Here is a 25,733-nt window from a genome sequence, read left to right as displayed (position 1 = left end):
GGCTGCCACGGCGTCAAATTCCGGCAGTCTCCTGACACAAATAAGCCCGGCGGCGGTGAATGTCACCGCCAACCGGGCTTATTTCATGCGTCAGTCGAAATTGTAGCGCAGGCGGAAGCCATACATGCGCGGTTCGGTGTAGAAGGCCGACACAAAGCCGAATGCATAATAATAGGGCGTGCGCTGCTGCACATAGGTCTTGTTCAGCACGTTTGTCATGTAAAGGTCGATATCGAGCGGCGATCCCGCCACCCGGGTCAGCGTGGCGCTGGCGTTCATCAGGCCATAGCCGCCGAAGAAGTTGCCCGGCTGCGCAGGATCGTTGAACCGCACCGTGCCCGACCAGCTATAACCTGCCCGGACCGTCAGGTCGCCAGCGCCCGTGTCCATCTGATAGGACGCATTGAGGCCCCATTTCCACTTGGGCGAATAGGGCAGTTCCTGGCCGGAAATGTCGATATTCCCCGGCAGGATGAACTTTTTATAATGTGCGTCCATGTAGGAAACATTACCGTCCAGCGTGAAGCCGCCGATGCTGACGACCTGCTGTAGCTCGACGCCCGAGATCTTGCCGGCTGCTGCGTTCGTCACCAGATTGGTTACCGACGGCGGCGTTCCCGGGACGGCGATCGTCTGGGTACGCTGAATATCACTATAATTGGCGGTATAGGCAGCAAGGGTCGTGTTCAGCCGCACATTGCCCGCTCTATAGGCCGCTTTCAGGCCGACTTCATAATCGGTGATTGTTTCCGGGTTGAAAGCGATGAAGGCGGCGAACGGTCCCTCCGGATCGGCGTTGGTGTTGAACCCGCCGCTTTTGTAGCCATGCCGTGTCGTCGCATAGACCATGATGTCGGGGGTCACCTTATAATCGATGCCCAGGGTGTATGTTCCCTTTGACCAGCTGTCGGCATAATCGACGCGGCAGTTGGGATTGACGCCCGTGGGACGGCTGATGCAGGCGTTGGTTGCGGTATTATAGGTGTCGATGAACGCCTGCTTGCGATCCCACGTGTAGCGATAGCCAGCCGTCAGTCTCAGACCATCGAGCGCCGGCGTAAAGGCGCCCAGGTTCAAGGTGGATTGAGCGTAAAGCGCCTTGCTGGTGCCTGCTTCTCCCTGGCCCTGTATGCGGCGGCCGCCGAACAGCACATATTGGCGGGCCGAATAGCCATTGGGCTTATAATCCAGGTAGAAGCCGCCAGCCTGCACGGTCAGCATCCTGTCGAAAAACTCACCGGAAAATTGCAGCTCTTCGGTCAAATATTTTTCGTTGGACAGGCCGTTGGCGGACGTGTTGGCGGCGGCCGGCCAGTCGATTTCATCGAAAAGGCCGGTTATCGCCGACCCGTCGATATCGAAACCATTCTTGGACCGGCTGACGAAATAGCTGAAGATATTCTTCAGGCGCATGTCATCGCTGAGTGACAAGGTGGTCGTGTTAATTGCGGCGGTCGTGCGCTGAAGATAGAAGGTGGGATTATTTTCCACTTCCCGTCGTCCGAGCTGCTGCTGGCGTGCAAAGGCTGCGTCGAGTGCGGCCTTGAAGGCGGGCGGCGTTGGATTGACCTGTTCGATGAAGAAGGCGGTGCCATTCGGGTTCGATTGGCTGCGCTGGACGATCGTCGAATTTTCGAGCCAGTCAGCAGGCTTCACCAGCAGCGTGGCCCGCAGCCCATAATAGTTAAGGTCGTCAAGGCGGTCCTGCCGCGCACCGGCCAGTACATTATGCGTGAAGCCATCGCGCTGGCGCCAGGTGCCCGCGACACGCAGCATCACCTTGTCCGGGACGATCGCCACGTTGAATGCGCCGCTGAATTCCCGGTTGTTGTAATTGCCGTATCCGCCCTCGATATAGCCGCCATTGACGTCGTTCGGCGCGCGCGGGGTGAACAGCACCGCGCCGCCGGTCGTGTTGCGGCCGAACAGCGTGCCCTGCGGGCCATTGAGCACCTGCACATTTTCCAGATCGAAGATCATGCCCGCGGCGCCCGCCGAGAGATAGGGCACCGGCGCTTCGGCCAGATAGGTGACGACCGCTTCACCCGCTGCCAGCGTCGCCCCTTGGCCGCGCAAGGTATAGCGGTTGCCTTCGCGCACATTGCCGGTGTTGACGTTCAGCGACGGCACGAACTGCGACAATTCCTTGGGGGTTGCGACCTGTGCGGCCTTCAGGGTGTCGTTGCCGAGCGCGGTGACGGCCACCGGCACGTCATTCAGCCGCTCCTCGCGCCGCCGGGCGGTAACGACGATATCGCTGGCGCCAACCCCGTGGCCTGCAGCTGAGGCCGTTTCCTGCGCCGTGGCATCGGCAGTCTGGGCGGTGCCCGGGCTTGCAGCGGCCATTGCGATCGCGCTGCAGGCAATCATCCAATATGCTCTCATCATCCGATCTCCCTGCCCCTTTTCCGTTCGTGAGGGCCTGTTTCTTTTGCCGTCCGGTTGATGCCAGCGCTATTCTGGCGTCCTCCTCCGTAGCAGCGCAGTGCGGTGCCCATGATTTCGGCGTGGTTGATTTAATGGATGGCGCTTCAGTATGTCGTAGTCCGGCAGGACTAGGCTAGGTGCTATCAGGCAAAAGCAAACTGCTCCCCAGGGGATGCGCTTCGGGTTGCAAGGGTAGGGGGTCAGCTGACCAGGAACTGCCACTCAGGCAACGCAGCTGAGCGTCTCTCCTTGAAAGTCTTTCGATCCATCAGATGTTGTCAGAGGAAAGTGGTTGTGGACGTTCGCGTGAACGAAAGCGAACTTCTGTAGCGCATTCAGCTGCCTGAAGCGCAGCATCGCCCGTTCCCGTCTTCGGATGGGCGGGTGATTGTTTCCCACGCTTGTTGACCCAGCGACCGACTTCCTGCTTTGCTTGATTGCCAAACTCGAGCATCGCGCCCCATAGCTTCAGAGGCCATGAGTGGTGATGCCTTCGGCGATCCATGGCGCTTGAGCGCCTTCTTCATAAAAGTCAGGGCAGCCGCTTTGTCGCGGCTTCTGGTCACATAGTTCTCCAGGATCCCGCCTGCATGATCGACTGCGCGCCAGATATATATATCATCTCGCCGTTCACCTTCACGTAATTTCGTGGAGGTGCAGCGCCAGTGACGAAATCCACGCGTGCGGCTTATCGGCTGTCGCCGAATGTCGCTGGCGAACAGGGGGCCGAACCTGGTTCACTAGTAGCGTACCGTCTCGTGACTCATGTCGATGCGGCGCTCGAAGATCATGTCTTTCACGTTCCGCAGGCGGAGTGGGAGCCGCACATACATCATCACCACCAGCCGGATGATCTCCGGAGAGGAGTTGAAGTAGCGGAACGGGCCGGCATGTTTGCTGGGGCGAGGCATGGCACTTGGGTGGCACCGCCTTTCTAACGAGAGGTGCATTTGGTCTGGCAGCGCCGCGCGGCGCGCTTTGGGAAGCGCATATGCCAATGTTAGCAGCAGGAGATGCTGCTTCGCGCCCTTGAATTGATCAAAGCGAGGTTCGACCGCCATCGATCGCGAGGATCGTGCCCGTGAGAGGGGACGCGTTGTCGGACACCAGGAACAGGGCGCTTTTCGCGACCTCTTCGATTTCAAGTATCCGGCCCATGGGCATCTGCCTGACGAGCTGATCGACAATATGCTTCGTCTCTTCATTGGCCAGCAAGCCCTCGATCATAGGGGTTCTGATCGATGCCGGGCAGATTGCATTGACCCGTATGTTGTTCTTGGCGAGTTCGACGGCCATCATCTTCGTCAGCAGGATCAGTCCGTGCTTGGCGATCGGATAGGTTGGCGCACTGCCCACCGGCGGCTTGAGCGCGGCGGCTGAACTGGTGAACAGGATCGATCCGCCGCCGCGTTTTAGCATTTCGTCAACTGCAAGCCGGGCGCCGAAGAAGCCGGCCTTCAGGTGGACGTTCATCTGCTGGTCCCAGTCTTCCTCCGTCAGGTGGCGATGATAACCGGCTTCCTCGGCTGAGACTGCTTTGCTGGCGGTACCTGCATTGTGCCAGAAGATGTCGACGCCGCCATAGGTTTGCACGGCGAAGGCCATCAGCCTTTCAAGATTGCTCACGACGGTAACATCGCAGCGGCAATAGGCGGCCTGATTTCCAGCTTCGCGAATATCTCTGGCCGTAGCCTCTCCGGCTTCGTCATTCATGTCGCTGATGATGAGCTTTGCCCCCTCTGCTGCAAAGAGGATGGCGGCCTCGCGACCTATGCCGGATGCTGAGCCGGTGATGACGGCGACCTTGTCTTTGAGTTGCATGATTGTTCGTCCCTTTCGGTGAAAAGGTCAGCCTCAGCCGACCGAGGCAAAAACATTCGCTACGTTGCTGACCTCTTCGAGGTTCTTGAATTGGTGCACCGCCCGATCAAGCCTTTTGGCAGGCACCGGTCGTGCCGCATAGGATGCGCAGTTCTTGAACTTCGCGATCAAACCGTCCCAAGTCATCGGCTTTTCAGGATGTCCGTAGGCGCGCGGCTGGCGTCGGGATAATGTGCGTCCGTCTCGCGTGATGATCTCCAACTCACCGCCAGGGAAGCCGGATCCGGGCAGGAAATTGTAGCTTTCGTCGTACCGCGAATGGACCCTGTCCGCCATCGCGAGCAGCTGCTCGTCGCGAAGATTATCTTCAAAGAAGTCGCGGATGGTCACGTCTCCCCGCTGCATCGCGATCGCGACCGAGAAGGGAATGCTGAGCTTTGCCAACATGCCGTTACGCGGCCGACGCCATTCATCAAGCGGCTCGGTCTGGCCGCGCGCGAAGTCCCCGACGGTAACGGTGATCGCTTCAACGTCATCTGGCGACAGATCATGCTCGCGGGTCAGTTCGCGGATCATGTCGATATGCACATGAGTGAAGCCGCAAGACGGCCATGGTTTGAAGCCATCCCTGCGCACGTCCCAGCGTTGACCGAGTTCGCCGACCAGCACTTCGCGATCATAGTCCCCGCCATAATAGACGCTCCAGAAGCCCGCGGGCCCTTCAAGGCTATTGCGGACGCCGCTGATGTTGCGCTGGGCCATGAGTGCGGCGCGCACGCCCACTTCGCCAGGAACGGCATGGCCGAATCCGCGTATGGTGGAATCCTTGCCGAACACGATTTCATGGGTGCCCGCCGACTGGATGAAGGCGAGGCCAAGCGCATTGACCGTCCTGTCCCAGTCGAGACCCAGCAACTTGCAACAGGCCAGTGTTGCCGCGAACACGCCGAACACGGGCGCGGGGTGCCACGGGGCCATCTTGCCGCCTGGCTTGCCCGCCGCCAAGGTCATGCGGCATTGCAGATCGACGCCCAGCGCCACTGCAGTGATGAACGCCTTGCCATCGATGTTGCCGAGCCGCTCAGCCATGGCGATGGCGGCGGGCATCACGGGCGAGGAAATATGGGCGGCGTCCGGGTGGAGGTCGCTAAAATCCTGACAATTAGCCATGGCTCCGTTGACATAGCCTGCATGCCAAGCGGGCAACTTGCGGCCGAAGCCAAGGATGGTCGCCTCTTCCTTGCCACCAGCGTCGAGCATCAGATCGACTAGTTCGCGCGCTTCGGGAGAGGTCGTACTGGCGGGAATGATAACGCCAACGGTATCGAGGATGGCCTTCTTGGTCATATCGACCACGTCAGCTGGAATATCTTCGTAGGAAAGCCGAGCGGCGTGTCGGGCAAAGGTGAAAGCTGCGTCTTCCAGCGGAGGGATCGGCGATAGTGTCATGGAAATTCCCGCCTAGGGTTTGGGTGAACTGTGAACGGAATTGTCTCGCTTGAGCAACTGCTTGTATAATACACTCATATAGGTGGCAACGAAAAGTTTGTATGGTGCATGTATCCCTGGCCAAGCCGGCTCGAAGCGGGCAGAGGGAGGTATGAAAAAACGTCCCTCCCAAGCCGCCCAGCGGATCGGCAAGGCGCTTATCGACCTGCGGCGCAACCCTCAGAATCGCGCGATCCAGCGCAAAATCTATTCCGTCGGTGACCATGAGCTGACCCCGGTGCAGGTGGATATCCTTGAGGTCGTCGTGGCCAGGCCCGGTCAGCGCATGAACGAACTGGCCCAAACGCTGGGCGTCGACGCCTCAACGGTAAGCCGCACGGTCGTTCCCTTGCTCAACCTCCAGCTGATTGAGCGTCGTCCCGGGGAGCAGGACCGACGGATGATGCGGCTGTTCCCAACGTCTGCGGGGCTCCGGCAGGCTCAGACTATAGTCGACTCCCGCGAGGCGATGATGCGTGAGGTGCAGAGCCATTTTACGCCAGAGCGTATGGAAATGTTTGCGGAGCTGCTGGAGGAATATATCGCTGCCGTCAGCACTGCAGGGCGCGCGCTTCTAAAGATGAATGAACACGGCCACTGACCAGGACCAGCGCCAACCGAGATATTCAGAATAGAAGATTGCATCATACAGATATTGCATAATGAATCTACGATCTCGCAGTAACGCGGCGCGTCGCGCCTTGAGCAGATCATCTCCGCCAGATGCAGACCCGCAAGGGTACGGGATCAGCTCGCCGCAAATGCCACTCAGAGAGCTCGGTGAGCCGAAAGTTCCTGCCTACTGAGTGTATCTGAATACGCCTGCGCCAAATTCGAGTCCCACTGAGTTCCATGACGTTCTAAAGCGTGATCTACCGCCACCGACAACCGCCTGAACCATATTGATCATCCGACCGGGGCGGCTCTTGGCAACGCGCTTGCCGTCAGACCCGCACAAGGCCCACGGCGCGGCCTGCTGCAAGGGAGTGTCAGCATTCGGTAGTGGTGGGCTGGGCAGCAGAGAATGTGGCGCAGAATTTGCCTATGTTCGTCCTGATCGGACTCTCTGCACTACGGAATCGAAGTGAATGCACACGGGTTCGCGCCAGATTTCGGCGGAATCTCATAACAGAGTGGCATCTTGAGACTAGCTGGCGGAGCGGAATGGATTCCAAACCATCAATATGCTTTTGATGCAAAAGTGCATTCCGTAGTGCGGGGAGTAGCAGCAGAGAAAGCGGGGCCAAATTCCGTATCTTTGGTTCGCATCTGACTCTCTGCAGTACCGAACTGAACTGAAGGCGCGCGAATTTACGCCGCTTTCCGGCAGATTCCCTAACGTTTGCAATCAGCTGAGACTAGGTGGCGGAGCGGGAGGGATTCGAACCCTCGATACGCTTTTGACGTATACTCACTTTCCAGGCGAGCGCCTTCGACCACTCGGCCACCGCTCCGCATGCACTGGAAGGCGGCTCCCTATCGCGGCGCGCGGCGGGTGGCAAGGGGTGGCGGGACTTTCCTTTGCAATATCGTCCGCCCTCCCAAGACGCCCCGCCATGGTTGCCTTCCAACGGGCTTTCGCGGATAGATTGTCAGGGTCGGCAGCGCATTTTCGGAACAATCGCCGCATGTCGGGCGATGCCATGTCCTCGGCGTGATTGCTTGGGACGGAAAGGCTGAACATGATCGTAGGCACGGTAAAGGAAATCAAGAATCACGAATATCGCGTCGGCCTGACGCCTGAAAGCGTGCATGAACTGGCAGCCCATGGTCATCGCGTGCTGGTGGAAAGCGGCGCGGGGGAGGGGATTGGCGCGCATGACGCGCTGTACGCCGGCGCAGGCGGCGAAATCGTGGCAAGCGCAGCCGAGGTGTTCGAAGCCGCCGAAATGATCGTGAAAGTGAAGGAGCCACAGCCGGAGGAGCGCGCCATGCTGCGCCCCGGCCAGATACTCTATACCTACCTCCACCTCGCGCCTGACCCGGACCAGACGCGCGACCTCATGGCGTCGGGCGCGGTCTGCATCGCCTACGAAACCGTCACCGACGCAAGCGGCGGCCTCCCGTTGCTCAAGCCCATGAGCCAGGTTGCCGGACGCATGTCCATCCAGGCAGGCGCGACTGCGCTGGAAAAGGCGAATGGCGGCCGGGGCGTGCTGCTGGGCGGCGTCCCAGGCGTGCTTCCGGCCAAGGTCTGCGTCATCGGTGGCGGCGTCGTCGGCTTCAATGCAGCACAGATGGCGGCGGGCCTTGGCGCCGACGTCACCATCCTCGACCGCAGCCCCGAAGTGCTAGAACGGCTGGGCATCTACTTCGAAGCGCGAGCGAAGACGCGCTTTTCCAACCGGGCCAATCTCGCCGAATGCGTGGCGGAGGCTGACCTTGTCATCGGCGCCGTGCTGATCCCCGGAGCCGCCGCGCCCAAGCTGGTCAGCGCCGACATGCTCAAGAGCATGAAGAAGGGCTCCGTACTGGTGGACGTTGCGATCGATCAGGGCGGCTGTTTCGAAACCAGCCACCCCACCACGCATGCGGAGCCCACCTATGTGGTCGATGGCGTCGTCCATTATTGCGTCGCAAACATGCCGGGCGCGGTCGCGCGCACCAGCACCTATGCGCTCAACAACGTCACCCTGCCGCACGCCCTGCGTATCGCAGACCTTGGGTGGAAGAAGGCGCTGCAGTCCGATCCGCATCTTCTGGCGGGGCTCAATGTCTGGGACGGCAAGGTGACCTATCAGGCCGTCGCCCAGGCGCTGGGCCTGCCATTCAGCCCAGCGGAAGAAGCGCTGGGCTGACGTCGGCTCGCATCCTGTAATCTTGTCCGGACCCCCTGCGGGTTCCCCGGCCTCGTTCGTCTTGTTTGCCGGGGGCAGTTGGTTCCCTGCCCCCAGACAAACACATCCGTCGAAGAGAGGCCCAGGTTCACGTCATGGTCCATCCTATCCGCTTTGCCGCCGTGCTGCCGCGTGCGCTTCATTCCAGCAGCAGGGAGGCGCTGTGATGCATGGCGATCTCATGACTTGGCTCGTGCCCTTGATCGCCGTGCTGGGAGCGGGGCTGTTCGCCGGTTTCGCAGCGGGCATTTTCGGCATCGGCGGGGGCTTCGTCGTCGTGCCAGCGCTGTTCGTTGTGCTGCCGCTGCTGGGCGGCACGCATGAGGCGATCGCCCATGTTGCCATCGGCACATCGGCCGCGACAATCATCGTGACCTCGATCCGCTCTCTCCTGGCCCATGCCAAGCGCGGCGCGGTGGAATTTGAAGTGCTGCGCGCCTGGGCGCCGTGGATCATATTGGGCGATGGGGTAGGGGTGCTGCTCGCAGGGCATGTGGACGGCCGGGTGCTGACGATGATCTTCGCGTCGGGCGTGTTCCTCATGTCGCTCAATTTCCTACTGCCGAAGGTCGGCGGCAAGGTGATCAGCGAGGACATGCCGTCCGGCATCGCGCGTGTCGGCATAGCGGGCGGGCTTGGCACTTTTTCGGCTTTGCTCGGCATTGGCGGTGGTACGATCGCGATCATGGTAATGACCTTGTGCGGCCGATCGATCCACCGGGCGATCGCCACGGCGTCGGGCGTAGGCACGCTGATAGCCATTCCCAGCGCCATCGGTTTCGCCCTGATCGGTCTTAAAGAAACGGGCCTGCCGTGGGGATCGCTGGGCTTCGTCAACATGCCCGCGACGCTGGCGATCGCTTCGATGTCGATCCTCACCGCGCCACTGGGCGTGGCGGCCGCGCACAGCCTGCCCGCGCATCTATTGAAGCGCGTCTTCGGCGTCTATCTGGTCATCATCGCCTTCATCATGTTCCGCAATGCCATCCACATGTGATCGGGGCCGGGCGGACGGATGGATCGCCGGTCAGTCCGCATCGGGATTGCGGAAGTTCAGCCGCCGGGTCACGGTGTAATCCAGCACCCCGACCAGGAAATAGCTGATCCATTGCTTCACCAGGGTCAGCACGCCGCGCTGGGCCTTGTATCGCTCCAGCGTGATCTGCCGACTTTCCCCGGCCCGGCGGCTGATGAACGCCCTTGCTTCATCAGCCAGCGCCTTGTCCTCTATCCGCAGCATGATCTCCAGGTTCAGGAAAAGGCTGCGCATGTCGAAATTGGCTGAACCGATGAAGACGGCGTCATCGATGACGATCAGCTTCATGTGCAGCTTGCACTTCTGATATTCCCATATCTCAACGCCGCGTCGCAGCAGCGGTCCGTACAGCAGCCGCGCTGCCGCAACCGTCGCGCCATTGTCGGACCGGGACGGCAGGATCAGCCGCGCGCCCTCCCGCCGCGCCGCGCGCGCGATGCGCTTCAGCATGCCGCGCCCCGGCGAGAAGTAGGCGGCCACCATGTCCACCCGCCGGGCATGTTCCAAGTCATGCTTCACCACCTGTGCCCAGGGGCTCAGCCGCCGGGTCGGTCCGCCGATCAGCCATCGCATCGGCTCATCGGCGCCATGGTGAAGCGGCGGGTGCCAATGCCGCACCATGCGCCGCAATGTCCGGAAACGCTGATGCCTGGTCGATACCCAGCGCCACAGTTGTCCATACCAGTTGGTCATCGCCGCGACCTGAGGTCCGTCGATCAGAAGGCCCAGGTCCACCCAGGCATCATCCTCCGGCAATCCGAAATAGGCATCCTCCACGTTGAAGCCGCCCAGCAGCAGCCGCCGGTCGTCCGCGATGGTCATCTTCTGATGGTTGCGGATCAGATAGCGGGTCGAACGGCGCGCCCCGAATCGGCCAAACCGACCTCCTGCGCTGATCAGGGGGTCAAAGAAGGCGGCGGGCGTGTCGGCCGATCCGAACGCATCGATCATCAGTGTCACCGCAACGCCCCGTCCTCGAGCAGCGATCAGCCGGTCCAGCACCATCCGCCCGCTCTGGTCGTCGGCGAAGATATAATAATAGAGCTTCAGGCTTTCCCGCGCGCCATCGATCAGGGCGATCAGGGCGTCCCGCAGGGCTGGCCCATTCTCTATCACACCCAGCCGATGGCCCCGGATCGAAAGGTTGATTCCGGCTTCGCCGCTCTTTTCTGGGGGCTGCCGGTTCGTCGCCATATCCCGTTCATGCCCCCAATTGCCGTGACGCGCCATGGATTTATGGGCTTTTCATTGACTCCTCTCCCAGCCGCTGATAGGCGCGAACCTCATAATTTCCATCCTTTTGCCAGGAGCGCCCGTTTGGCCCGCGTTACCGTCGAAGATTGCGTCGACAAGGTTACCAACCGTTTTGACCTCGTCCTGCTTGCGGCGCAGCGCGCCCGTGAAATTTCCGGTGGCGCCGAACTGACGCTTGACCGCGACCGCGATAAAAACCCGGTCGTCGCCCTGCGCGAGATCGCTGAAGAAACCGTTCTCCCGGCGGATCTGCATGATTCGCTCGTCGGTTCGCTGCAGAAGGTGCAGATCGACGACGACGATACGCCGGACGAAATCGGATCGATCGCCCAGTCGGCAGAGGCCCTGCGCCTCACCGCCGCAGCCCCGCCGCGCAACCAGAATGTCGGCGGCGACTACGACGGCTGATCCGTCCATCGGTTTGGAGAGGGAATGAGGCTCGGCCTGCGCAAGCAGGACCGGGCCTCGATCCGTTTTTAGGGGTAGATTTCGTCATGCCAGCGGAAGCTGGCATCTCATGCCATACGCGTGGCCCAACCTCACGAGATCCCAGCTTTCGCTGGGATGACGAGAATTGTTTATCCCCTTTTCCCTTCAGGGGTCGGCCAAAGGCATGTGACTCTGGCGGAGGTGCCAAGCGAAGCAAAGGCGAGAATGCCATCCCCTCTCTCCTTCAGGGGAGAGGGGGCCGAGCGAAGCGACGGCGGAAGAGGGGACTGTAAACAGGCAACCCTCGCTCCCCTCTCCCTGAAGGCGAGAGGGAACATCTCACTCCCTCAATTCCCCAAACAGAAATCCCGCAAAGCCCGCGCATCATGCAGCGCATTATGCGGAATCCTGCTATTCGCCGCCGCGCTGAATCCCGCCGCGTTGACCAGCTGCAGTTGCAACCCGTTCATGTCGACCATCTGCCCCGGGCCAGTGACCAACAGCGCGCAGAAATGGGCCAGGTCCTCCGGCCAGTCGGCGACGATCACCGGGTCGGAATCGCCCGCCAGATAATCCGCCAGATGATGCGCCGCCTCGACGCGGCTCAATTCCATGTCGATACCCGGAGGAACGTGGCGCAGATAGGGGATGACGTTGCGCTGGACCCAGCCATGCGGCTCCTCATCCAAGGGCAGCGAGACGTAAAATTCATCGTCGCCAAATTCCGGCACCAGCGCCACGCTGATCAGCGCGCCTGCAAATCCGTTGAACTCAGTATCGAGGAAATAGCGCATGGACGAACGGACTGCCTGCTGGAAGAGGAGGGGAGGGGGCTGCTCGCGACATAGGGGCAGGGCGTCACTTGCGCCAGCCTTTGAAGATTTGCGCCGCGTGAAGCAAGCTGCCATGCGGGGCGCCCATATAAGGACCTGCCAGTGACCCCTCGTATACTCATCGACACCGCCGCCGTGCCGGGCGGACAGGAATTGAAACTCTATCGGCGGGGCAGCGATCACATGATCGTGCTCGACCGGAACGAGTTGATGAGCAGCCGCATGAGCGGTTCGGAAAAGGCGCTTGCGATCATGTCGCTTGAGCGGCTGAGGGGGCGAAAAGCGCCGCATCTGCTGATCGGCGGCTACGGCATGGGCTTCACCCTGCGCGCGGCGCTGGCGGGCATGGGGCAGGACGGGCGCGCCACGGTCGTCGAACTGGTGCCCAAGATTATCGACTGGGCGCGGGGTCCCATGGCGGAACTGGCGGCCGGTTGCCTTGATGACCCGCGCGTCACCCTGATCGAAGGCGATGTCGCGGCGGAGATCGCCGCGAGCCGACAAGCCTACGACGCGATCCTCCTTGACGTGGACAACGGCCCCGACGGCCTTACCGCTCCCGCCAACGACCGGCTCTATTCGTCGGCTGGCCTTGCCACCGCCAAGGCCGCGCTGAAGCCGGGCGGCATCCTTGCCATCTGGTCCGCCGCCCCCGACGCGGCCTTCACCCGCCGCCTGCGCGACGCTGGCTTTCTGGTCGATGAGGTGGCGGTCAAAGCCCGGGACAACGGCAAAGGCCCCCGCCACGTCATCTGGTTCGCCCAGAAGCGGTAATGAATGCCAGCCTCCTTCTCCCGCTGGCGTGAGAAGGAGGCGCAGCCTTGCCAGCTCGCTGGCTAGGCGAAATTGGATGAGGGCGGCCACCCAACCTTGACCCTCCCACCGCTGTCGCGGCGGGCCCCTCCCTCTCCCGTAAACGGGCGAGGGCTAGAAGTGCCCATCTCATCCCGTCATCCCAGCGAAAGCTGGAATCTCATGCCGCCGGGCTGAACGCCATCGACACAGACGCCAGCCTCCGCTGGCATGACGACAAATCGCGCCCGATCAAACTCCACATTCCGGCAAAGCCCAATCAATCCCCCCACGCCCCTTCGCTTCCAGGAACGCGTTCGCCTGCGAGAAATGGCGGCACCCCAAAAACCCATTATGCGCCGACAGCGGCGAAGGATGCGCCGCCTTCAAAACCAGATGCCGCGTCTGATCCACAAAGGCCGCCTTGCGCTGTGCATAGGCGCCCCACAGCAGGAACACGACCGGTTCCTCCTGGCCATTGACCAGCCGGATGATGGCATCGGTAAATTCCTCCCAACCGCGCTTCTGATGTGACGCGGCGCGGCCCATTTCGACCGACAACACGCTGTTCAGCAGCAGCACGCCCTGCCGCGCCCAATGTTCCAGGAACCCATGGCGCGGCGGATCGATGCCAAGGTCGCTCTTAAGCTCCTTGTAGATATTGACCAGCGACGGCGGCGTCCGCACCCCCGGCCGTACGCTGAAGCACAGCCCATGCGCCTGCCCTTCGCCATGATAGGGGTCCTGCCCCAATATGACCGCCTTCACATTGCCGAGCGGCGTCAGGTCGAGCGCGCGGAAATATTCGCTGCCTTTGGGAAAGATGCGCTTTCCCTGCCGCTTTTCCTCTTCCAGGAATGTTTTCAGCGCCTGCATATAGGGGCGGTCGAACTCCTCGCGCAGCGGCGCGCGCCAGCTTTCGTCGAGCTTGATCGTTGCGGTCATGCCCGCGTGATGACCTGCCCGGCAACAGCCTGTCAACCGCACGGCAGTCTTGCTCCGCGTCCGCAAATGAGGGAAAGGGCAATCATGCCGCGCCTTTCCTTCACCACCGCCCTCGTGGCGGGCCTTGGCCTGTTTCTCGCGCCCCTGCCAACCGCTGACGCCTTCGGTCCTCAGCCCAATGTGGTGCATCAAACGGCGCAATCGCGCCTGCTCGGCGAGTTCTCCCGTTTCGCAAGCCTCAGCGACGGCACCGTCGGCATAGCCGTGCGCGATCTGCGCAGCGGCGAGACGCTGGAACTGAATGGCGACACGCTTTTCCCGATGGCCAGCACCTACAAGGTCGCGGTGGCGGGGAAGATCTTGTCGCTCGCCGATGCGGGCATGCTGCGCTTCGATGAGAAGCTGCCACGGCTCGGCACGGCGATGCCGGTCACGGCCTTGCTCGACCTGATGCTCACCCGCAGCGACAATGAAGCGACCGATGCGCTCGTCGCCCGCGCGGGCGGGCCGCAGGCGGTGAATGGCTGGCTCCAGTCGCTCGGCATCCGTGGCCAGCGGGTGGACAGCAACACCGCCCAACTTCTCGCCCGCGCGAAGGTGGGAGCAGGCGGGGCAGGGGATGAGGCCGAAACCCCCATTTCGGCGCGGGCGCGCGATGCGATGGACATGCCCAACATCGCCTTCGCCGCCGATCCGCGCGATACGTCGACGCCCCGCGCGATGAACGACCTCCTATCGACCATCCAGCATGGGAAGGCGTTGAAGAGGGACAGCACGGCCATGCTGCTCGGCATCATGGCGCGTTGCAAGACGGGCAAGGCGCGCCTCGTCGGCATGCTCCCGCCCGGCACGCCGGTCGCGCACAAGACGGGTACATTGAATGGCCTGGGCAATGACACCGGCATCATCACCCTGCCCGATGGCCGCCCGATCGCCATCTCGGTCTTCGTCATGAAGGATCATCGCGGCCATGCCGCGCGTGACCGCATCATGGCTGAAGTGGCCCGTGCGGCTTACGACTATTTCCTCTTTGCCCCTGAATCGCACACGGTCTGACGCATCTGGCTTAACTTGGAGCAAGCCTGTCTTTAGCTGTGCAGCCCTGAAAGGGACCTGGCATGAGCAACATCGCACTGTTCAGCGAGTTCTGGCCATATTATCTTCAGGAACATGCGCGTCCTGGGACGCGAGCCTTGCATTATGCGGGGACGAGCGCCGTCATCCTGCTGCTCGCCGCCATGCCCCTGACCGGCCGCTGGTGGCTGCTTCCAGCACTACCCGTTGCCGGTTATGGCTTCGCTTGGGCGGCGCATGCCCTGATCGAGCGCAACAGGCCCGCCACCTTTCGCCATCCGCTCTGGTCCCTGCGCGCCGATTTCCGCATGTGGTTCCGCTTTCTCACAGGACGCATGCGCCGTGATCTCGCCCATGCAGGCGTGCGCCCGGATGGATCGATCGACCCGGCCAAGCGCCTCACCCTTCTAGGCGTCTCTCCGCGCCATTGACTTGACCGCCCTTGCAGCTCTGTCACAAGGGCGGCGATGGCTCTTTCCGCCCACTTCTCCCCCTTGCCCGATCTCGCCGCGCTCGCTCCCCGCTGGCAGGCGCTTGAGGCGGCATCGGACGCCTCCTTCTTCCTCGGCTGGACCTGGACCAGCAGCTGGCTCGAAAGCTACGGCGTCCGCCCCGACCTGCTGTGCGTCACCGATGAGGGGGGCAGGGACATCGCGCTCGCACTCACCGGCCATGCACTGCAGCCGCGCCTGCTCGGCCGCTGCGCCACCCTCTCTCTCAACCAGTCGGGCGATCCGGCCGCCGATCGGCCCTATGTCGAATATAATGGCCTGCTCGCTCGGCGCGGTGCGGAGACGCAGTCGGCCCAAGCGTTCCACGCCGCTCTCCAGCGCCGCACCGACTGGCGCGCCCTTCGCCTCAGCGGCATTGCCCCCGGCTCACCCTTGCTCAGCCTGCCCATTCGCCGCGCCACCCGCGTCGACAGTTCGCCCGTCTACCAGATTGATCTCGCCGCCGTCCGCGCCGCGAATAGCGGCTATCTCTCGCTCCTCAGTGCCAACACCCGCAGCCAGATTCGCCGCGCGATGAAGGATCATGGCGGCCTGCCCACCGTCACCGCCGCCGCCACTCCGGACGAAGCCGCCGCATGGCTCGATGACATGCGCGCCTTGAACGAAGGCCGGCACGCGGACAATGCCTGGGCAGACCCAGCCTTCCGCCGCTTCCTCCTGACTCTCACGCAAAAGGGCATTTTAACCGGCGAGGTCGAACTGCTCCGCTTCACCGACGAAGGCGGCACCGTCGGCCTGCTCGTCAATTTCATCCATCGCGGCCAGGCGATGAATTATCAGTCCGGCTTTGCCGCCCCGCGCACGGCCAAGGACAAGCCTGGCCTGCTCTGCCACACCGCCGCCGTCGCCCATTATGCGGGCAAGGGCCTCAACCTCTATTCGCTCCTCGCAGGCAAGGACCGTTACAAGCAAAGCCTCGCCACCTGCGAAGAGGCGCTGGAATGGGTGATATTGGAACGCTTCTCGCCTGCCCTTGAAGCCGAAGCGCTGCTCCGCCGGTTGCTTAAACGCCCAGCTTCCGCATGATTCGGTAGGCCAGCCGCCGCGCGCCCTGCCGCTCCGGCGCAGTGCCGATCCGCCCCACCGGCAGTCCCCGCCGCCGCAGCAGCGCGTTCAGCCCATGCAACTCGCTCTCGGCAACGCTCCGCTCAGACCGCCAGGTCACCGACAGGCTGATCGACACACCCGCGCCATTTTCCACGAAATGCGGCGCCTTCACCGGCACATGGATCGCGTCACCGGGTAGCAGCCTCACCGCCGTCCCCCGCTCGCGAAAATGCTCCCGCCAATGGAGGTTGCGATGCCCGCCCGCATGAAAGGCCTCGCTCTGCACCGCAGGCACCAACTCCTCGTCCCCCGCCGGAAAGACGGTCATGACCTTCTCACCCATGATCTGCAGCAGGATATTATGCTCCGGGTCCATGTGAAATGGTGTGACGCTGCCCGGCGATGACAGGAATATGAAGGCTTCCCGATTCAGCATCGCCCCCGTCCGCGCATCAACGATCGGGGCGAGCTCCGCCAGCGCCGCGTCCAGCAGAGCGCCATAGGCCGCATCCCGCTCGACATTCTTCAAGACCGCCCAGCTGCCATTGCTTTCGATCGTCCGGATCGTCTCGCCCAGGCTGAGCCCATTGGACGGCGTATCCTCCGGCCGGACGCCCAGCGGCAGCTTGCCCAGATTATATTCGACCGACGCCGCCGGCATCCGCTCGGCAAGCCCCGCCAGCGCCTCGATCGCCAGCAGCGGATGCCCGGCAAGCCCATGATGCAGCTTCACCGGCACGTCGGGATAGGCGCCCGCGAATATCCGCTGCGCGTCCTCATCGAAAATCTGCGCGCTGATGGCTGAGTGAGCGGTCATCCTTGTCCTTTCATATGGCTCGCGATCGCCTCTATGCCATTGGCGATAGCGAAGGACGCCGCGCGCCCCACCCGGCCCAACCCCCGGCCATGCAGCGCCACGCGATATTGCACGATCGTCCGCCGCTCGGCCCACAGGCTGTCGATCATCGGATGATCTGGCGCGGCGCAGCTGTCCATCCAGCCGATCGCCGGATCGCCTTGCACCGCATGCAGGTTCGCCAGCTCGATCAGCACGCCAGGCGAAAAGCGGCCCATTTCCTCGTCAAAGGCGATCTTGAACGAAAAGGCGCCATCGCCGTGACGGAAATTCGCCAGCATCGCGATCGGCCGTCCATCAAGGTCGATGCGCAGGAAATGCAGCAGCCCCGCGTCGAAAGCCGCCGCGCAGGCCGCTCGGAAAAAGGCTGCGTCGCGTGGTGAGCAGGCAAGCGCCGACCCTTCGCGCCCCTTCCATCCCGAAGCCTCCAGCGCCAGGAAATCGGCGCACCAGTGCGGCAGTTCGGCCCTGTCCGCCAACAGACGCTGCTCCACCGCGCCAAGGTCTGCCAGCCGTTTCTGCAGCCGCCTGATCTCCTTGCGTTTCTTCGCGCGCACGTGAGTTTCCCAATAGGCGTCTGCGTCCAGATCGGACCGCAGCATGGCGCGGTCATAGCGATGCACCTCGCGCCGCCCACGCCGCTGCTCGACGCACAAGGCCTCCAGCGCAGCGGCATTGGCCCCCGCTGCGTCCAGCCCCCGCAGGTACAGGAATCCCGCCGCCCAATGCGCGTCATCCAACTGCGCGAGCAACCCGCGCCAGGCCGCCATCTCCGCACCCCGCCGGATCAGCGGCGCGCCAAAGAAACAATGCTCATGCATCCAGTTGGTGACGCAGGAAAGCGGCAGGCGGCCGTGACGGGCAGCCACCGTCACCGGCAACAAGCCGATCAGTTCGCCTCCCGCCTGCGCCTCGATGATGCGCACGCCCGGCGTCCCCGCCAGATGGTCCAGCGCGGCGCACAGCATGTCGGGCGCGTAAAAGGCGTTGGCCTCCGCCGCCTCCGCCGCCAATGCGGTCCAGCGCGCGCGCTGGGCTGGGCCATAGGCACGGGTGCCGCTGGGCAGGGGATGCGATGCCATGTCCATGACACAAGCGCATAATCTTCAATGATTAGGGAAAGACTAAACTGCCTCATTTGGGGCAGCAGACCGCCTCTTTGGGGGAAAGCCCTTTACATCGCCCGCCGGATTGTCTGTTTACAGGCGGCTAACCTTCGACGGCTGAAAGACAATCCCATGGCGACCTCCTCCATCCAGTCACGCTCCATGGTGGCCGCATGACCATCCTCGTCACGGGGGCCGCGGGCTTCATCGGCATGGCCGTCGCTGATCAGCTTCTCGCCGCCGGACGGGCGGTGATCGGCATCGACAATATGAACGACTATTATCAGGTCTCGTTGAAGCGCGACCGGATCGCCGCGCTGCAACAGCGGCATGGCAAGCTGTTCACCTTCGCCGAACTCGACTTTGCCGATCTTGATGCGCTGAACCGGGCGCTTGCCGATCAGGCGGTGGAAGCGATCATCCATCTGGGCGCGCAGGCGGGGGTTCGCTATTCGCTCATCAACCCGCATGCCTATGTGCGCTCCAACCTCGCGGGTCATGTAAACATGCTGGAATTGGCGCGCGAAAGGCGGGTGCGGCACCTCGTCTATGCGTCCTCCTCGTCCGTCTATGGCGGCAATGACAGCCTGCCTTTCCGCGTCGAGGACCGCGCCGATCATCCCGTATCGCTCTATGCCGCCACCAAGCGCGCCGACGAATTGATGAGCGAGACCTACGCCCACCTCTTCCGCATACCGATGACCGGCCTGCGTTTCTTCACCGTATATGGCCCTTGGGGACGGCCTGACATGGCGATGTGGATCTTTACGAAGAAGATCCTCGCGGGCGATCCCATCCCGGTCTTCAACCATGGCCGCATGCAGCGCGACTTTACCTATATCGACGATATCGTCAGCGGCGTGATCGGCTGCCTCGACCATGCCCCGGCCGACGATGGAGCGCCCAAGGCAGGTGGCAGCCGTTCGCCCCATAGGCTCTACAATATCGGCAACAACCGGCCCGAAGAATTGATGCACCTCATTTCGGTGCTGGAACAGGCGATCGGGCGCAAGGCGGAGATCGATTTCCAGCCCATGCAGCCCGGCGATGTTCCCGCTACCTTTGCCGATATCAGCGCGATCGCGGAGGATATCGGCTTTGCGCCGACGACCGGCATAGAGGTGGGCGTACCGCGCTTCGTGTCATGGTATCGCGACTATCACGCAAGCTGAAGCGGTCGAAAATTCGCCGCACTACGCGTGGCTTGGCGTAAAGTTCCGGCTACCTACAAAGAAGCATCGATTTGTGCCGCATGTGGCAATAAAGGCGCGCAAATTTTCGCACCTCTTGGCAAATTAAATTGCCATTCAGCTGTCAACTATCCTATCTGCTTCGCCGGGCCGGCTTGCAGCCGGATGGGTCGCTAATGAATTGGAGGGCAGTACGCTGATAGGGCGGCTGCTGCCATGCTGCACGGATCAGGAAAACCTGGCTGGACGTCATGGAAAAAAGGGCGAACTTGTGTCGACAGTAACGAAAATTGTGCCTTTTGGTTCTGGCAGCCGGATTGTGGAAACAGCCTGCAGGACCTTGTCTGTCGCGTCCCATGGCTTGAACGCGCTGGAAGCGAAGTTCGCCGACCGGGATTTTTCCGCGATATTCCTCCGCGTCGTCAGCATGATCATGAGCGTGCGGGGCCGCCTGATCGTCACCGGCATGGGCAAGAGCGGGATCGTCGCGCGCAAGATGACCGCGACCTTGACTTCCACGGGCACGCCCGCGCTGTTCATGCACCCGGCCGACGCGGGCCATGGCGACCTTGGCATGGTGACGCCTGACGACATCGTGCTCATGCTGTCTCACTCGGGCGAATCCAGCGAACTCGGCCCCATCATCCAGTACTGCAAGCGCTTCGGCATACCTCTGCTCGGCCTCACCGCACGTGCGCAAAGCACCGTCGCGACGGCATCGGACGTGTGCGTGCTCCTGCCTGCCGTGCGCGAAGCTTGCCCCAACGAACTGGCGCCCACGACCTCCACCACGGTCCAGATGGCGTTCGGTGATGCGCTGGCCATCGCGCTCATGGAGATGCGCGGTTTCTCCGCCGACGACTTCCACAAATTCCACCCCAACGGCCGTCTTGGCGCGCAACTGCTGAAGGTGCGGGACCTCATGGCCTCGGGCGACAATGTGCCCCGTGTGCCCGAAGACGCCTCGCTGCTCGACGCCACCATCGAAATGACCCGCGCGCGTCTTGGCGGCACGGCGATCGTCAACAGCAGCGGCGAACTGATCGGCGCTTTCACCGATGGTGACCTGCGGCGCACGCTCACCGGTACGCGGCAACTGACCGAAGCGGTCGGCCAGTTCATGACCGTGCCGCCGCTGTCGGTCGGTCCCGACGAACTGGCATCCGAAGCGCTGCGGCTCATGCACATGCACAACATCACCCTGCTCTTCGTCTGCGAAGGCGGGCGGTTGATGGGTGCGGTCCATATGCACGACCTGTTGCACGCCGGGGTCGCCTGAATAGCCTCATCGTCATTCCGGCGCGGGCGGGATCGTCCCGTTTGCCGCGCAAGCCCCTGCGCCTGATCGCCGGGCGCACGCTGCTGCACCGGACCATCGCCATGGCCCGCGCCGCCATCGCGGGCATCGCGGATGCTGAGCTGGTCGTGGCGACCGACGACAGTGAAATCGCCGATCACGCCAACGCTGTTGGCTGTGCCGCAGCCATAACGGAAAGCGCCATCGCGACCGGCTCCGGCCGAGCGCTCGCTGCCGCGCTCCAGCGTCCGGAATCCCCGCGCTTTATCGTCAATCTGCAGGGCGATTCCCCCTTCCAGCCTCAAGGGGCGTTGCGCGCCGTCGTCGCCGCGCTTCATTCGGGCGCTGAAGTCGCGACCCCGGTCATCGCCCTCGACTGGAGCGCGCTCGACGCACTCCGCGATCACAAGCTGCGCTCGCCTTTCAGCGGCACTACCTGCGCCCGCGCTCCCGATGGCCGCGCTCTCTGGTTCTCGAAGACAATCATTCCCGCCATCCGCGACGAGCAGGCGCTGCGCGTCACCCAGCGGCTCTCCCCGGTCTGGCGCCATGTCGGCCTCTATGGCTACACATTGGACGCGCTCACCCGTTTCGAGGCTGCGTCCCCCACCGCGCTTGAGCAGCTGGAGGGGCTGGAGCAGCTTCGCCTCCTAGAACTCGGCATCCCGGTCACCACCGTCGCTATCGATCCGCCGATCTTCGACAGTTCCGGCATCGACACCGAAGCCGACATCCAGCGCGTAGAGGCCCTCATCGCTACGCACGGCGATCCTACACCCACCTGATTCCATGCGCCGCATCTTCATCATTCGCCATGGCAACACCTTCGAAAGCAGCGCCGCCGCTTGCCGCATCGGCGCGCGCACCGACCTGCCGCTCGTCGAAAGCGGCCGCGCCCAGGCTGACCGCCTCGGCCAATGGTTCGCCGCGCAAGGCCTCGCCTCGTCCCGCATCCAGAGCGGCCCGCTCAGCCGCGCCCGCGAGACCGCAAGCCGCATCGCCGCCGCTCTCGACCAGTCGGTGACAGGCACGCTCTCCTGGCTCGACGAGATCGACCATGGCCCGGACGAAGGCCGCCCGGAGGCCGAAGTCCTTGCCCGCATCGGCGCACAGGCGCTTGGCGCATGGGACGAGCAGGCCCTTCCGCCCCCCGGCTGGATCGTCAACGCGCCTTCCCGCATCGCCGCCTGGCAAAGCTATTTCGCGCAAGGTGGGGAGGGCACGGACCTTCTCGTCACCAGCAACGGCGCGGCCCGCTTCGCCCTGATCGCGCTCGGCCTCTCACCCGCGTCGCTCAAGCTGCGCACGGGCGCCTTTGGCGAACTCACCATCGCTGCGGACGGCAAGGTCATGCTGCGACATTGGGATCAACGGCCCTGAGGGCTAGAGCATCGTGCGCAAAAGTGGGAACCGGTTTTGCGCCTAAAACGAGGCGATAATAAAAAGCTAGAGCGCGCGACCTGCGTCCGATTAAACGCAGCGCGCTCTAGCTGAAAGCGTCTTGGCTTCAGGGGAGGGGACCCCCGATTGCTCCTCATCCCACCGGTGCCGCGCTCGCTGTTATGGGTTGCAGCACGGCCGGCTTCGCCTCGGGCGCCGCGGCAGGCTTGTCCGGCACCGCCTCCGGAGCCGCAGCCTGTGCCTTCAGGCTCGCCGCGGCATTCTGCAACGCCACTGCCGCCGCCTCCAGCGCCGCCGCTGCGGACCTGGACTGGCCGACCGTCGCCTCTGCCGTGACGGCCACGCCGGGAGCCGTGACTGCCTCATGCGGCGCATTGACCTGCGCCACCTCGCCGGTCCCCGTTGCTGGAGCCGACGCCACCACCGGAGCCGACGCCGCCGGAGCAGCCGCCGTCACCACCGGCGGCGCCTCGCACACCGCGTCGATGCCCATCGCGCTTTCGGAAAAGGTCGTCGCCAGTTGCGGCAGTTCCTTATCCTGCGCCTCGGTCGCCAGCGTCAGCAGCGTCTCGATCGTCTGGCAATAGCTCCCCGCCTGCGCCATTCCAGAATGGCCGTTGCCCAACTTCGTGTTGAACTGTTCATACACCCGCTGCCCTTCGGCGATGCCATTGACCCGCATGAACCGTGTCTTGAGCACATTATTGTAACTGCTCAGCAGTCCGATCTTCTTGTCGACAAAGGCGGAATATTTCGCCTCGATCTCCTTGTTCACCGCCTTGCATCGCAAAGTCCCCAGCATCAGCATCACGTGCAGATCCCGGACTTTCGCGGCTTCGATTTCATAAGGTTGCCAGCACTGATTTGGACCGGAGGCGGCTACCTGACCGGAAGAAAGCGCAACAAAACAACAGGCAGCTGTCGCCGCCATCAGCAAGCGTGACATGATGGACCTCGCAGAATCGAGAGACGACCCCGCTGCATACATTGTAACATTTTGCCTTCAAAACGCCATATTTATTGATGCAGCCGTGCAGCTTCCCGCGCGGAAACCCACGCCTCCAACCCACTGCAAAGCTTTTCGAAAAAAGGCTCAGTTGTTCCGCTGCGGCACGGTAAAGGTGCCCGACACACGGCCTCCCGATCCGCCCGACACACCCGGAGCGCCGCCAGAGGACCGCCCGTCCACGGTCGACCGCCCGCTCGTCAGGTCGATCACCAGCCGCCCGCCCGACAAGCGATTGCTGCCCTGCGTCAGCGTCACATTGCCCAGCATCGTGATCAGGCGGCTGTTAAGGTCGTAGATCGCCACATTGCCGCGCGCCGTCTCATTGCCCTTGGTCACGACGACATTGCCCGAAGCATCGATCCGATCGACCTCCACGCCGCTGCCCGCGCCGTTGCGATAGGCCACCGTCATCCGCGCGGCATTCAGCTTCATGCCCGCCTGCGTCACTTCGACATTGCCGGACACGACCACCCGGTCGGCGCGGTCCTGCACTTCTATCCGGTCGGCGGTGAAGTTGACCGGCGCGTTGCTGTCATGATTCTTCAGCACCTGCGCCCCGGCGCCAGCAAAGACCATCGCCGCGCAAAGGGCGCCAGCGCTCGACAGCAGGATCAGCGATCTCTTCATCACTTCCGCCCTTTGATGCCATTTTGTTCGATGCGCAAGCTCGCCCTGCCATTCAGCGTCACCGTGCGAGCGGCGAGGTCCGCTTCCAGATGGTCGCCGCTGAACGTGCCGATCGGTATCCGCCCGTCCACGCGGCCCGCGCTGCGCATGCGCCGAGTCTTGAGGTCGATGCCCACGTCCCGCGTCGTCAGCCTGTATCCGCCCGCCGCTTCGAACTGCACCGGCCCGTCCACCGCTACGCGCTCCTTCTCCATGTCATAGCGCCCCTTGCGCGCGTTCAGCACGGCGGGCCCTTCGGACAGCAGCACGCGCGCCGACATGTCATTGAGGTCCACGATCGGCTCGCGCGAGCTTTTCTGCACCGCGCTGCCCGCCCGCAGGGAAAAGGGCTGCCCCTTGCTGTCCTCGCCGCGATACAGCGCCTCGCTCACCCGCATGCGCTCCTTCGCCACCTCGACCTTGTTCTTGTCGAGCACGAAGCTCACCTTGTCCCCGCCGGTAAAGGGCGCCATCACCAGCAAGGCCGCCAGCACGCCGACGAACACCGGCAACCAGTTCTTGAGCCGCGCGACCAGCCTGTCATGGCTGCCGCCTGGCCGCGCCCAATCGCGCCTGGCATGACGTTGCTGATCGGCCTGTATGGACATGGAAAAGCGCTACGTCCCTCACATATGCGCGAAGATGTCGATCTCCGGCCATCCCGCCAGGTCGAGCTCCGCCCGGTGAGGAAGGAAATCGAAACAGGCCTGCGCCAGTTCCATCCGCCCTTCGCGGATCAGCCGCTTGTCGAGTTCGGCCTTCAGCGCGTGCAGGTAGCGCACGTCCGACGCCGCATATTCCTTTTGCGCGTCGGACAGGGTGGGCGCGCCCCAGTCGCTCGACTGCTGCTGCTTGCTGATTTCCTGCCCCAGCATTTCGCGCACCAGCTCCTTCAGTCCATGCCGGTCCGTATAGGTGCGGATCAGGCGCGACGCGATCTTGGTGCAATAGACGGGCGCTGCCACCACGCCCAGATAGTGGCGGATCGCCGCTATGTCGAAACGCCCGAAATGATAGAGCTTCAACCGCGCCCGGTCCGCCAGCACCGCGCGCAGGTTGGGCGCGGCATAATCGCTGCCGGGCATGAAGCGCACCAGATGCTCGTCGCCCTGTCCATCGCTGATCTGAACGACGCATAAGCGGTCGCGCGGCGTGATGAGGCCCATGGTTTCGGTATCGACGGCGACAGGGCCGGGAGCGAGGACGTCTGCGGGCAGGTCCTCTTCATGAAAGTGAACGGTCATTCGACCCCTCTATGGCGAAAGCGGCGGCAACTCAATCGACCCTTTTGGCCGTGAACGAAAAGCCTCATTACGGGGCAATCCCGAATTGTGGCGGCAATCGGGCTAAAATCATTCGCGCATGGCTGAAAAGTTGATATAGTGATTCTCAAACCCGCATATCTGCGGTGGATTCTTCATGTCATTCGCCCGGCATGTTTATCCGGTATAGTCTGGGCGAAGCGAAAGTGACCAACAGGGCATGAGTTTTGATAGAGGTCGCCGCGGCGGGCGCGGCAAGGATAAGCGCGACGGTTTCGGCGACGACAATTTTTACGGCGGCGGTAATGATCGTGGCGGTTTCGGCGGTGGTTTTGATCGCGGTGGTTTCGGTGGCGATCGCGGTGGTTTCGGCGGCGGTGACCGCTTCGGCGGCGGCGGTGGCGGCGGTGGTTTCCGCAGCGGCGGCGGCGGCTTTGGCGGCGGCGGCGGT

General features: G+C 62.9%; 27 protein-coding genes and 1 tRNA gene. 13 read left to right on the top strand and 15 right to left on the bottom strand.

The window, feature by feature from the left end; all coding sequences use genetic code 11:
- Positions 1-90 precede the first annotated feature (90 nt).
- The 5 genes from NCHOL11_RS10825 to NCHOL11_RS10810 all read right to left on the bottom strand — a co-directional run bounded on the left by NCHOL11_RS10825 (position 91) and on the right by NCHOL11_RS10810 (position 5,697).
- On the bottom strand, positions 91-2,388 hold the full coding sequence (locus tag NCHOL11_RS10825; protein ID WP_097092311.1) for a TonB-dependent receptor: 2,298 nt from the start codon (positions 2,386-2,388) through the stop codon (positions 91-93).
- A 374-nt stretch (positions 2,389-2,762) separates the two neighbouring features.
- On the bottom strand, positions 2,763-3,038 hold the full coding sequence (locus NCHOL11_RS18605; protein ID WP_255254809.1) for a transposase: 276 nt from the start codon (positions 3,036-3,038) through the stop codon (positions 2,763-2,765).
- Positions 3,039-3,167: 129 nt separating this feature from the next.
- Entirely contained in the window at positions 3,168-3,488 is a 321-nt protein-coding gene (locus NCHOL11_RS18600) for a hypothetical protein (protein ID WP_255254771.1), read from the bottom strand.
- On the bottom strand, positions 3,466-4,248 hold the full coding sequence (locus NCHOL11_RS10815) for an SDR family NAD(P)-dependent oxidoreductase (RefSeq protein ID WP_097092310.1): 783 nt from the start codon (positions 4,246-4,248) through the stop codon (positions 3,466-3,468). The genes NCHOL11_RS18600 and NCHOL11_RS10815 overlap by 23 nt, the downstream gene beginning before the upstream one ends.
- 33 nt (positions 4,249-4,281) lie before the next feature.
- A complete protein-coding gene (locus NCHOL11_RS10810; protein WP_097092309.1) occupies positions 4,282-5,697 on the bottom strand; it encodes an MmgE/PrpD family protein in 1,416 nt (471 codons plus the stop codon).
- Between the two features lie 151 nt (positions 5,698-5,848).
- Here NCHOL11_RS10810 and NCHOL11_RS10805 point away from each other — a divergent pair, with 151 nt between their 5' ends.
- Positions 5,849-6,337, top strand: a complete 489-nt coding sequence (locus NCHOL11_RS10805; RefSeq protein WP_097092308.1) for a MarR family winged helix-turn-helix transcriptional regulator — start codon at positions 5,849-5,851, stop codon at positions 6,335-6,337.
- 762 nt (positions 6,338-7,099) lie between these two features.
- Here the strand turns inward: NCHOL11_RS10805 and NCHOL11_RS10800 are convergent.
- Positions 7,100-7,190, bottom strand: a tRNA-Ser gene (locus tag NCHOL11_RS10800).
- A 228-nt stretch (positions 7,191-7,418) separates the two neighbouring features.
- Between NCHOL11_RS10800 and ald the strand changes: the two genes are divergently transcribed.
- Together ald and NCHOL11_RS10790 are read left to right on the top strand one after the other, a co-directional pair.
- Positions 7,419-8,534 (top strand): alanine dehydrogenase, encoded by a 1,116-nt coding sequence (ald, locus tag NCHOL11_RS10795; protein ID WP_097092307.1) that lies wholly within the window; start codon positions 7,419-7,421, stop codon positions 8,532-8,534.
- 205 nt (positions 8,535-8,739) lie between these two features.
- Entirely contained in the window at positions 8,740-9,570 is an 831-nt protein-coding gene (locus NCHOL11_RS10790) for a sulfite exporter TauE/SafE family protein (RefSeq protein WP_097092306.1), read from the top strand.
- A 30-nt stretch (positions 9,571-9,600) separates the two neighbouring features.
- Here the strand turns inward: NCHOL11_RS10790 and NCHOL11_RS10785 are convergent, their stop codons facing one another.
- Positions 9,601-10,839 carry a phospholipase D-like domain-containing protein gene (locus tag NCHOL11_RS10785; protein ID WP_097092305.1) on the bottom strand — a complete coding sequence of 413 codons (1,239 nt, stop codon included), beginning with the start codon at positions 10,837-10,839 and terminating at the stop codon, positions 9,601-9,603.
- Between the two features lie 87 nt (positions 10,840-10,926).
- Here NCHOL11_RS10785 and rpoZ point away from each other — a divergent pair, with 87 nt between their 5' ends.
- Complete coding sequence (rpoZ, locus tag NCHOL11_RS10780) at positions 10,927-11,271, top strand: DNA-directed RNA polymerase subunit omega (protein ID WP_066526813.1); 345 nt, start codon at positions 10,927-10,929, stop codon at positions 11,269-11,271.
- A gap of 368 nt (positions 11,272-11,639) precedes the next feature.
- Here rpoZ and NCHOL11_RS10775 read toward each other — a convergent pair whose 3' ends face one another.
- Positions 11,640-12,086: a hypothetical protein gene (locus tag NCHOL11_RS10775; protein ID WP_097092304.1), complete on the bottom strand. Its 447-nt coding sequence runs from the start codon at positions 12,084-12,086 to the stop codon at positions 11,640-11,642.
- A 141-nt stretch (positions 12,087-12,227) separates the two neighbouring features.
- Between NCHOL11_RS10775 and NCHOL11_RS10770 the strand changes: the two genes are divergently transcribed.
- Positions 12,228-12,899 (top strand): spermidine synthase, encoded by a 672-nt coding sequence (locus NCHOL11_RS10770; protein WP_176502228.1) that lies wholly within the window; start codon positions 12,228-12,230, stop codon positions 12,897-12,899.
- A 270-nt stretch (positions 12,900-13,169) separates the two neighbouring features.
- Here the strand turns inward: NCHOL11_RS10770 and ung are convergent, their stop codons facing one another.
- Complete coding sequence (gene ung / locus NCHOL11_RS10765; RefSeq protein WP_097092303.1) at positions 13,170-13,862, bottom strand: uracil-DNA glycosylase; 693 nt, start codon at positions 13,860-13,862, stop codon at positions 13,170-13,172.
- 84 nt (positions 13,863-13,946) lie between these two features.
- Between ung and NCHOL11_RS10760 the strand changes: the two genes are divergently transcribed.
- The 3 genes from NCHOL11_RS10760 (at position 13,947) to NCHOL11_RS10750 (ending at position 16,474) form a co-directional block, all read left to right on the top strand.
- The gene (locus tag NCHOL11_RS10760) at positions 13,947-14,918 is read left to right on the top strand and encodes a serine hydrolase (protein ID WP_097092302.1); all 972 of its coding nucleotides are present in this window, start codon (positions 13,947-13,949) and stop codon (positions 14,916-14,918) included.
- A gap of 62 nt (positions 14,919-14,980) precedes the next feature.
- Complete coding sequence (locus tag NCHOL11_RS10755; protein WP_097092301.1) at positions 14,981-15,367, top strand: DUF962 domain-containing protein; 387 nt, start codon at positions 14,981-14,983, stop codon at positions 15,365-15,367.
- A gap of 36 nt (positions 15,368-15,403) precedes the next feature.
- On the top strand, positions 15,404-16,474 hold the full coding sequence (locus NCHOL11_RS10750) for a GNAT family N-acetyltransferase (RefSeq protein WP_097092300.1): 1,071 nt from the start codon (positions 15,404-15,406) through the stop codon (positions 16,472-16,474).
- Here the strand turns inward: NCHOL11_RS10750 and NCHOL11_RS10745 are convergent.
- Positions 16,452-17,312 carry a cupin-like domain-containing protein gene (locus NCHOL11_RS10745; RefSeq protein ID WP_097092299.1) on the bottom strand — a complete coding sequence of 287 codons (861 nt, stop codon included), beginning with the start codon at positions 17,310-17,312 and terminating at the stop codon, positions 16,452-16,454. The genes NCHOL11_RS10750 and NCHOL11_RS10745 overlap by 23 nt on opposite strands.
- Positions 17,309-18,439: a GNAT family N-acetyltransferase gene (locus NCHOL11_RS10740; RefSeq protein ID WP_097092298.1), complete on the bottom strand. Its 1,131-nt coding sequence runs from the start codon at positions 18,437-18,439 to the stop codon at positions 17,309-17,311. The genes NCHOL11_RS10745 and NCHOL11_RS10740 overlap by 4 nt, the downstream gene beginning before the upstream one ends.
- A gap of 191 nt (positions 18,440-18,630) precedes the next feature.
- On the opposite strand from NCHOL11_RS10740, the gene NCHOL11_RS10735 reads away from it, so the two are divergent.
- The 4 genes from NCHOL11_RS10735 (at position 18,631) to NCHOL11_RS10720 (ending at position 22,324) form a co-directional block, all read left to right on the top strand.
- Entirely contained in the window at positions 18,631-19,629 is a 999-nt protein-coding gene (locus NCHOL11_RS10735) for an NAD-dependent epimerase/dehydratase family protein (protein ID WP_097092297.1), read from the top strand.
- 289 nt (positions 19,630-19,918) lie between these two features.
- Positions 19,919-20,926 carry a KpsF/GutQ family sugar-phosphate isomerase gene (locus NCHOL11_RS10730; protein ID WP_097092889.1) on the top strand — a complete coding sequence of 336 codons (1,008 nt, stop codon included), beginning with the start codon at positions 19,919-19,921 and terminating at the stop codon, positions 20,924-20,926.
- Positions 20,927-20,934: 8 nt separating this feature from the next.
- A complete protein-coding gene (gene kdsB, locus NCHOL11_RS10725; protein WP_441339501.1) occupies positions 20,935-21,729 on the top strand; it encodes a 3-deoxy-manno-octulosonate cytidylyltransferase in 795 nt (264 codons plus the stop codon).
- Positions 21,730-21,733: 4 nt separating this feature from the next.
- Positions 21,734-22,324, top strand: a complete 591-nt coding sequence (locus NCHOL11_RS10720; protein ID WP_097092295.1) for a histidine phosphatase family protein — start codon at positions 21,734-21,736, stop codon at positions 22,322-22,324.
- 154 nt (positions 22,325-22,478) lie between these two features.
- Here NCHOL11_RS10720 and NCHOL11_RS10715 read toward each other — a convergent pair whose 3' ends face one another.
- The 4 genes from NCHOL11_RS10715 to NCHOL11_RS10700 all read right to left on the bottom strand — a co-directional run bounded on the left by NCHOL11_RS10715 (position 22,479) and on the right by NCHOL11_RS10700 (position 25,264).
- On the bottom strand, positions 22,479-23,153 hold the full coding sequence (locus NCHOL11_RS10715; protein WP_255254808.1) for a hypothetical protein: 675 nt from the start codon (positions 23,151-23,153) through the stop codon (positions 22,479-22,481).
- 285 nt (positions 23,154-23,438) lie between these two features.
- Positions 23,439-23,981 (bottom strand): LptA/OstA family protein, encoded by a 543-nt coding sequence (locus NCHOL11_RS10710; protein ID WP_097092294.1) that lies wholly within the window; start codon positions 23,979-23,981, stop codon positions 23,439-23,441.
- Complete coding sequence (locus NCHOL11_RS10705) at positions 23,981-24,628, bottom strand: LPS export ABC transporter periplasmic protein LptC (RefSeq protein ID WP_097092293.1); 648 nt, start codon at positions 24,626-24,628, stop codon at positions 23,981-23,983. Before NCHOL11_RS10705 ends, NCHOL11_RS10710 begins: the two co-directional genes overlap by 1 nt.
- Positions 24,629-24,646: 18 nt before the next feature.
- Positions 24,647-25,264, bottom strand: a complete 618-nt coding sequence (locus tag NCHOL11_RS10700; protein WP_097092292.1) for a ribonuclease D — start codon at positions 25,262-25,264, stop codon at positions 24,647-24,649.
- Positions 25,265-25,502: 238 nt separating this feature from the next.
- Here NCHOL11_RS10700 and NCHOL11_RS18595 point away from each other — a divergent pair.
- The coding region (locus tag NCHOL11_RS18595; protein WP_255254807.1) for a hypothetical protein at positions 25,503-25,733 on the top strand (231 nt) is incomplete at its 3' end.

It is taken from the genome of Novosphingobium sp. Chol11 (genome assembly GCF_900218065.1).
GTDB lineage: Bacteria > Pseudomonadota > Alphaproteobacteria > Sphingomonadales > Sphingomonadaceae > Sphingobium > Sphingobium agri.
Note: the sequence above shows the minus strand (reverse complement) of the source record. Positions and strands in the feature narration are given on the sequence as shown.

Excerpts from the sequence above, each read along its gene's own strand:
- NCHOL11_RS10705 (WP_097092293.1), bottom strand. The coding sequence starts at position 24,628 with ATGTCCATACAGGCCGATCAGCAACGTCATGCCAGGCGCGATTGGGCG.
- NCHOL11_RS10790 (WP_097092306.1), top strand. The coding sequence starts at position 8,740 with ATGCATGGCGATCTCATGACTTGGCTCGTGCCCTTGATCGCCGTGCTG.
- ung (WP_097092303.1), bottom strand. The coding sequence starts at position 13,862 with ATGACCGCAACGATCAAGCTCGACGAAAGCTGGCGCGCGCCGCTGCGC.
- NCHOL11_RS18600 (WP_255254771.1), bottom strand. The coding sequence starts at position 3,488 with ATGGCGGTCGAACCTCGCTTTGATCAATTCAAGGGCGCGAAGCAGCAT.
- NCHOL11_RS10775 (WP_097092304.1), bottom strand. The coding sequence starts at position 12,086 with ATGCGCTATTTCCTCGATACTGAGTTCAACGGATTTGCAGGCGCGCTG.
- NCHOL11_RS10805 (WP_097092308.1), top strand. The coding sequence starts at position 5,849 with ATGAAAAAACGTCCCTCCCAAGCCGCCCAGCGGATCGGCAAGGCGCTT.
- NCHOL11_RS10720 (WP_097092295.1), top strand. The coding sequence starts at position 21,734 with ATGCGCCGCATCTTCATCATTCGCCATGGCAACACCTTCGAAAGCAGC.
- ald (WP_097092307.1), top strand. The coding sequence starts at position 7,419 with ATGATCGTAGGCACGGTAAAGGAAATCAAGAATCACGAATATCGCGTC.
- NCHOL11_RS10825 (WP_097092311.1), bottom strand. The coding sequence starts at position 2,388 with ATGATGAGAGCATATTGGATGATTGCCTGCAGCGCGATCGCAATGGCC.
- NCHOL11_RS10755 (WP_097092301.1), top strand. The coding sequence starts at position 14,981 with ATGAGCAACATCGCACTGTTCAGCGAGTTCTGGCCATATTATCTTCAG.
- NCHOL11_RS10810 (WP_097092309.1), bottom strand. The coding sequence starts at position 5,697 with ATGACACTATCGCCGATCCCTCCGCTGGAAGACGCAGCTTTCACCTTT.
- NCHOL11_RS10750 (WP_097092300.1), top strand. The coding sequence starts at position 15,404 with ATGGCTCTTTCCGCCCACTTCTCCCCCTTGCCCGATCTCGCCGCGCTC.
- NCHOL11_RS10740 (WP_097092298.1), bottom strand. The coding sequence starts at position 18,439 with ATGGACATGGCATCGCATCCCCTGCCCAGCGGCACCCGTGCCTATGGC.
- NCHOL11_RS10785 (WP_097092305.1), bottom strand. The coding sequence starts at position 10,839 with ATGGCGCGTCACGGCAATTGGGGGCATGAACGGGATATGGCGACGAAC.
- NCHOL11_RS10735 (WP_097092297.1), top strand. The coding sequence starts at position 18,631 with ATGACCATCCTCGTCACGGGGGCCGCGGGCTTCATCGGCATGGCCGTC.
- NCHOL11_RS10710 (WP_097092294.1), bottom strand. The coding sequence starts at position 23,981 with ATGAAGAGATCGCTGATCCTGCTGTCGAGCGCTGGCGCCCTTTGCGCG.
- NCHOL11_RS10700 (WP_097092292.1), bottom strand. The coding sequence starts at position 25,264 with ATGACCGTTCACTTTCATGAAGAGGACCTGCCCGCAGACGTCCTCGCT.
- NCHOL11_RS10745 (WP_097092299.1), bottom strand. The coding sequence starts at position 17,312 with ATGACCGCTCACTCAGCCATCAGCGCGCAGATTTTCGATGAGGACGCG.
- NCHOL11_RS10715 (WP_255254808.1), bottom strand. The coding sequence starts at position 23,153 with ATGCTGATGCTGGGGACTTTGCGATGCAAGGCGGTGAACAAGGAGATC.
- NCHOL11_RS10760 (WP_097092302.1), top strand. The coding sequence starts at position 13,947 with ATGCCGCGCCTTTCCTTCACCACCGCCCTCGTGGCGGGCCTTGGCCTG.
- NCHOL11_RS10815 (WP_097092310.1), bottom strand. The coding sequence starts at position 4,248 with ATGCAACTCAAAGACAAGGTCGCCGTCATCACCGGCTCAGCATCCGGC.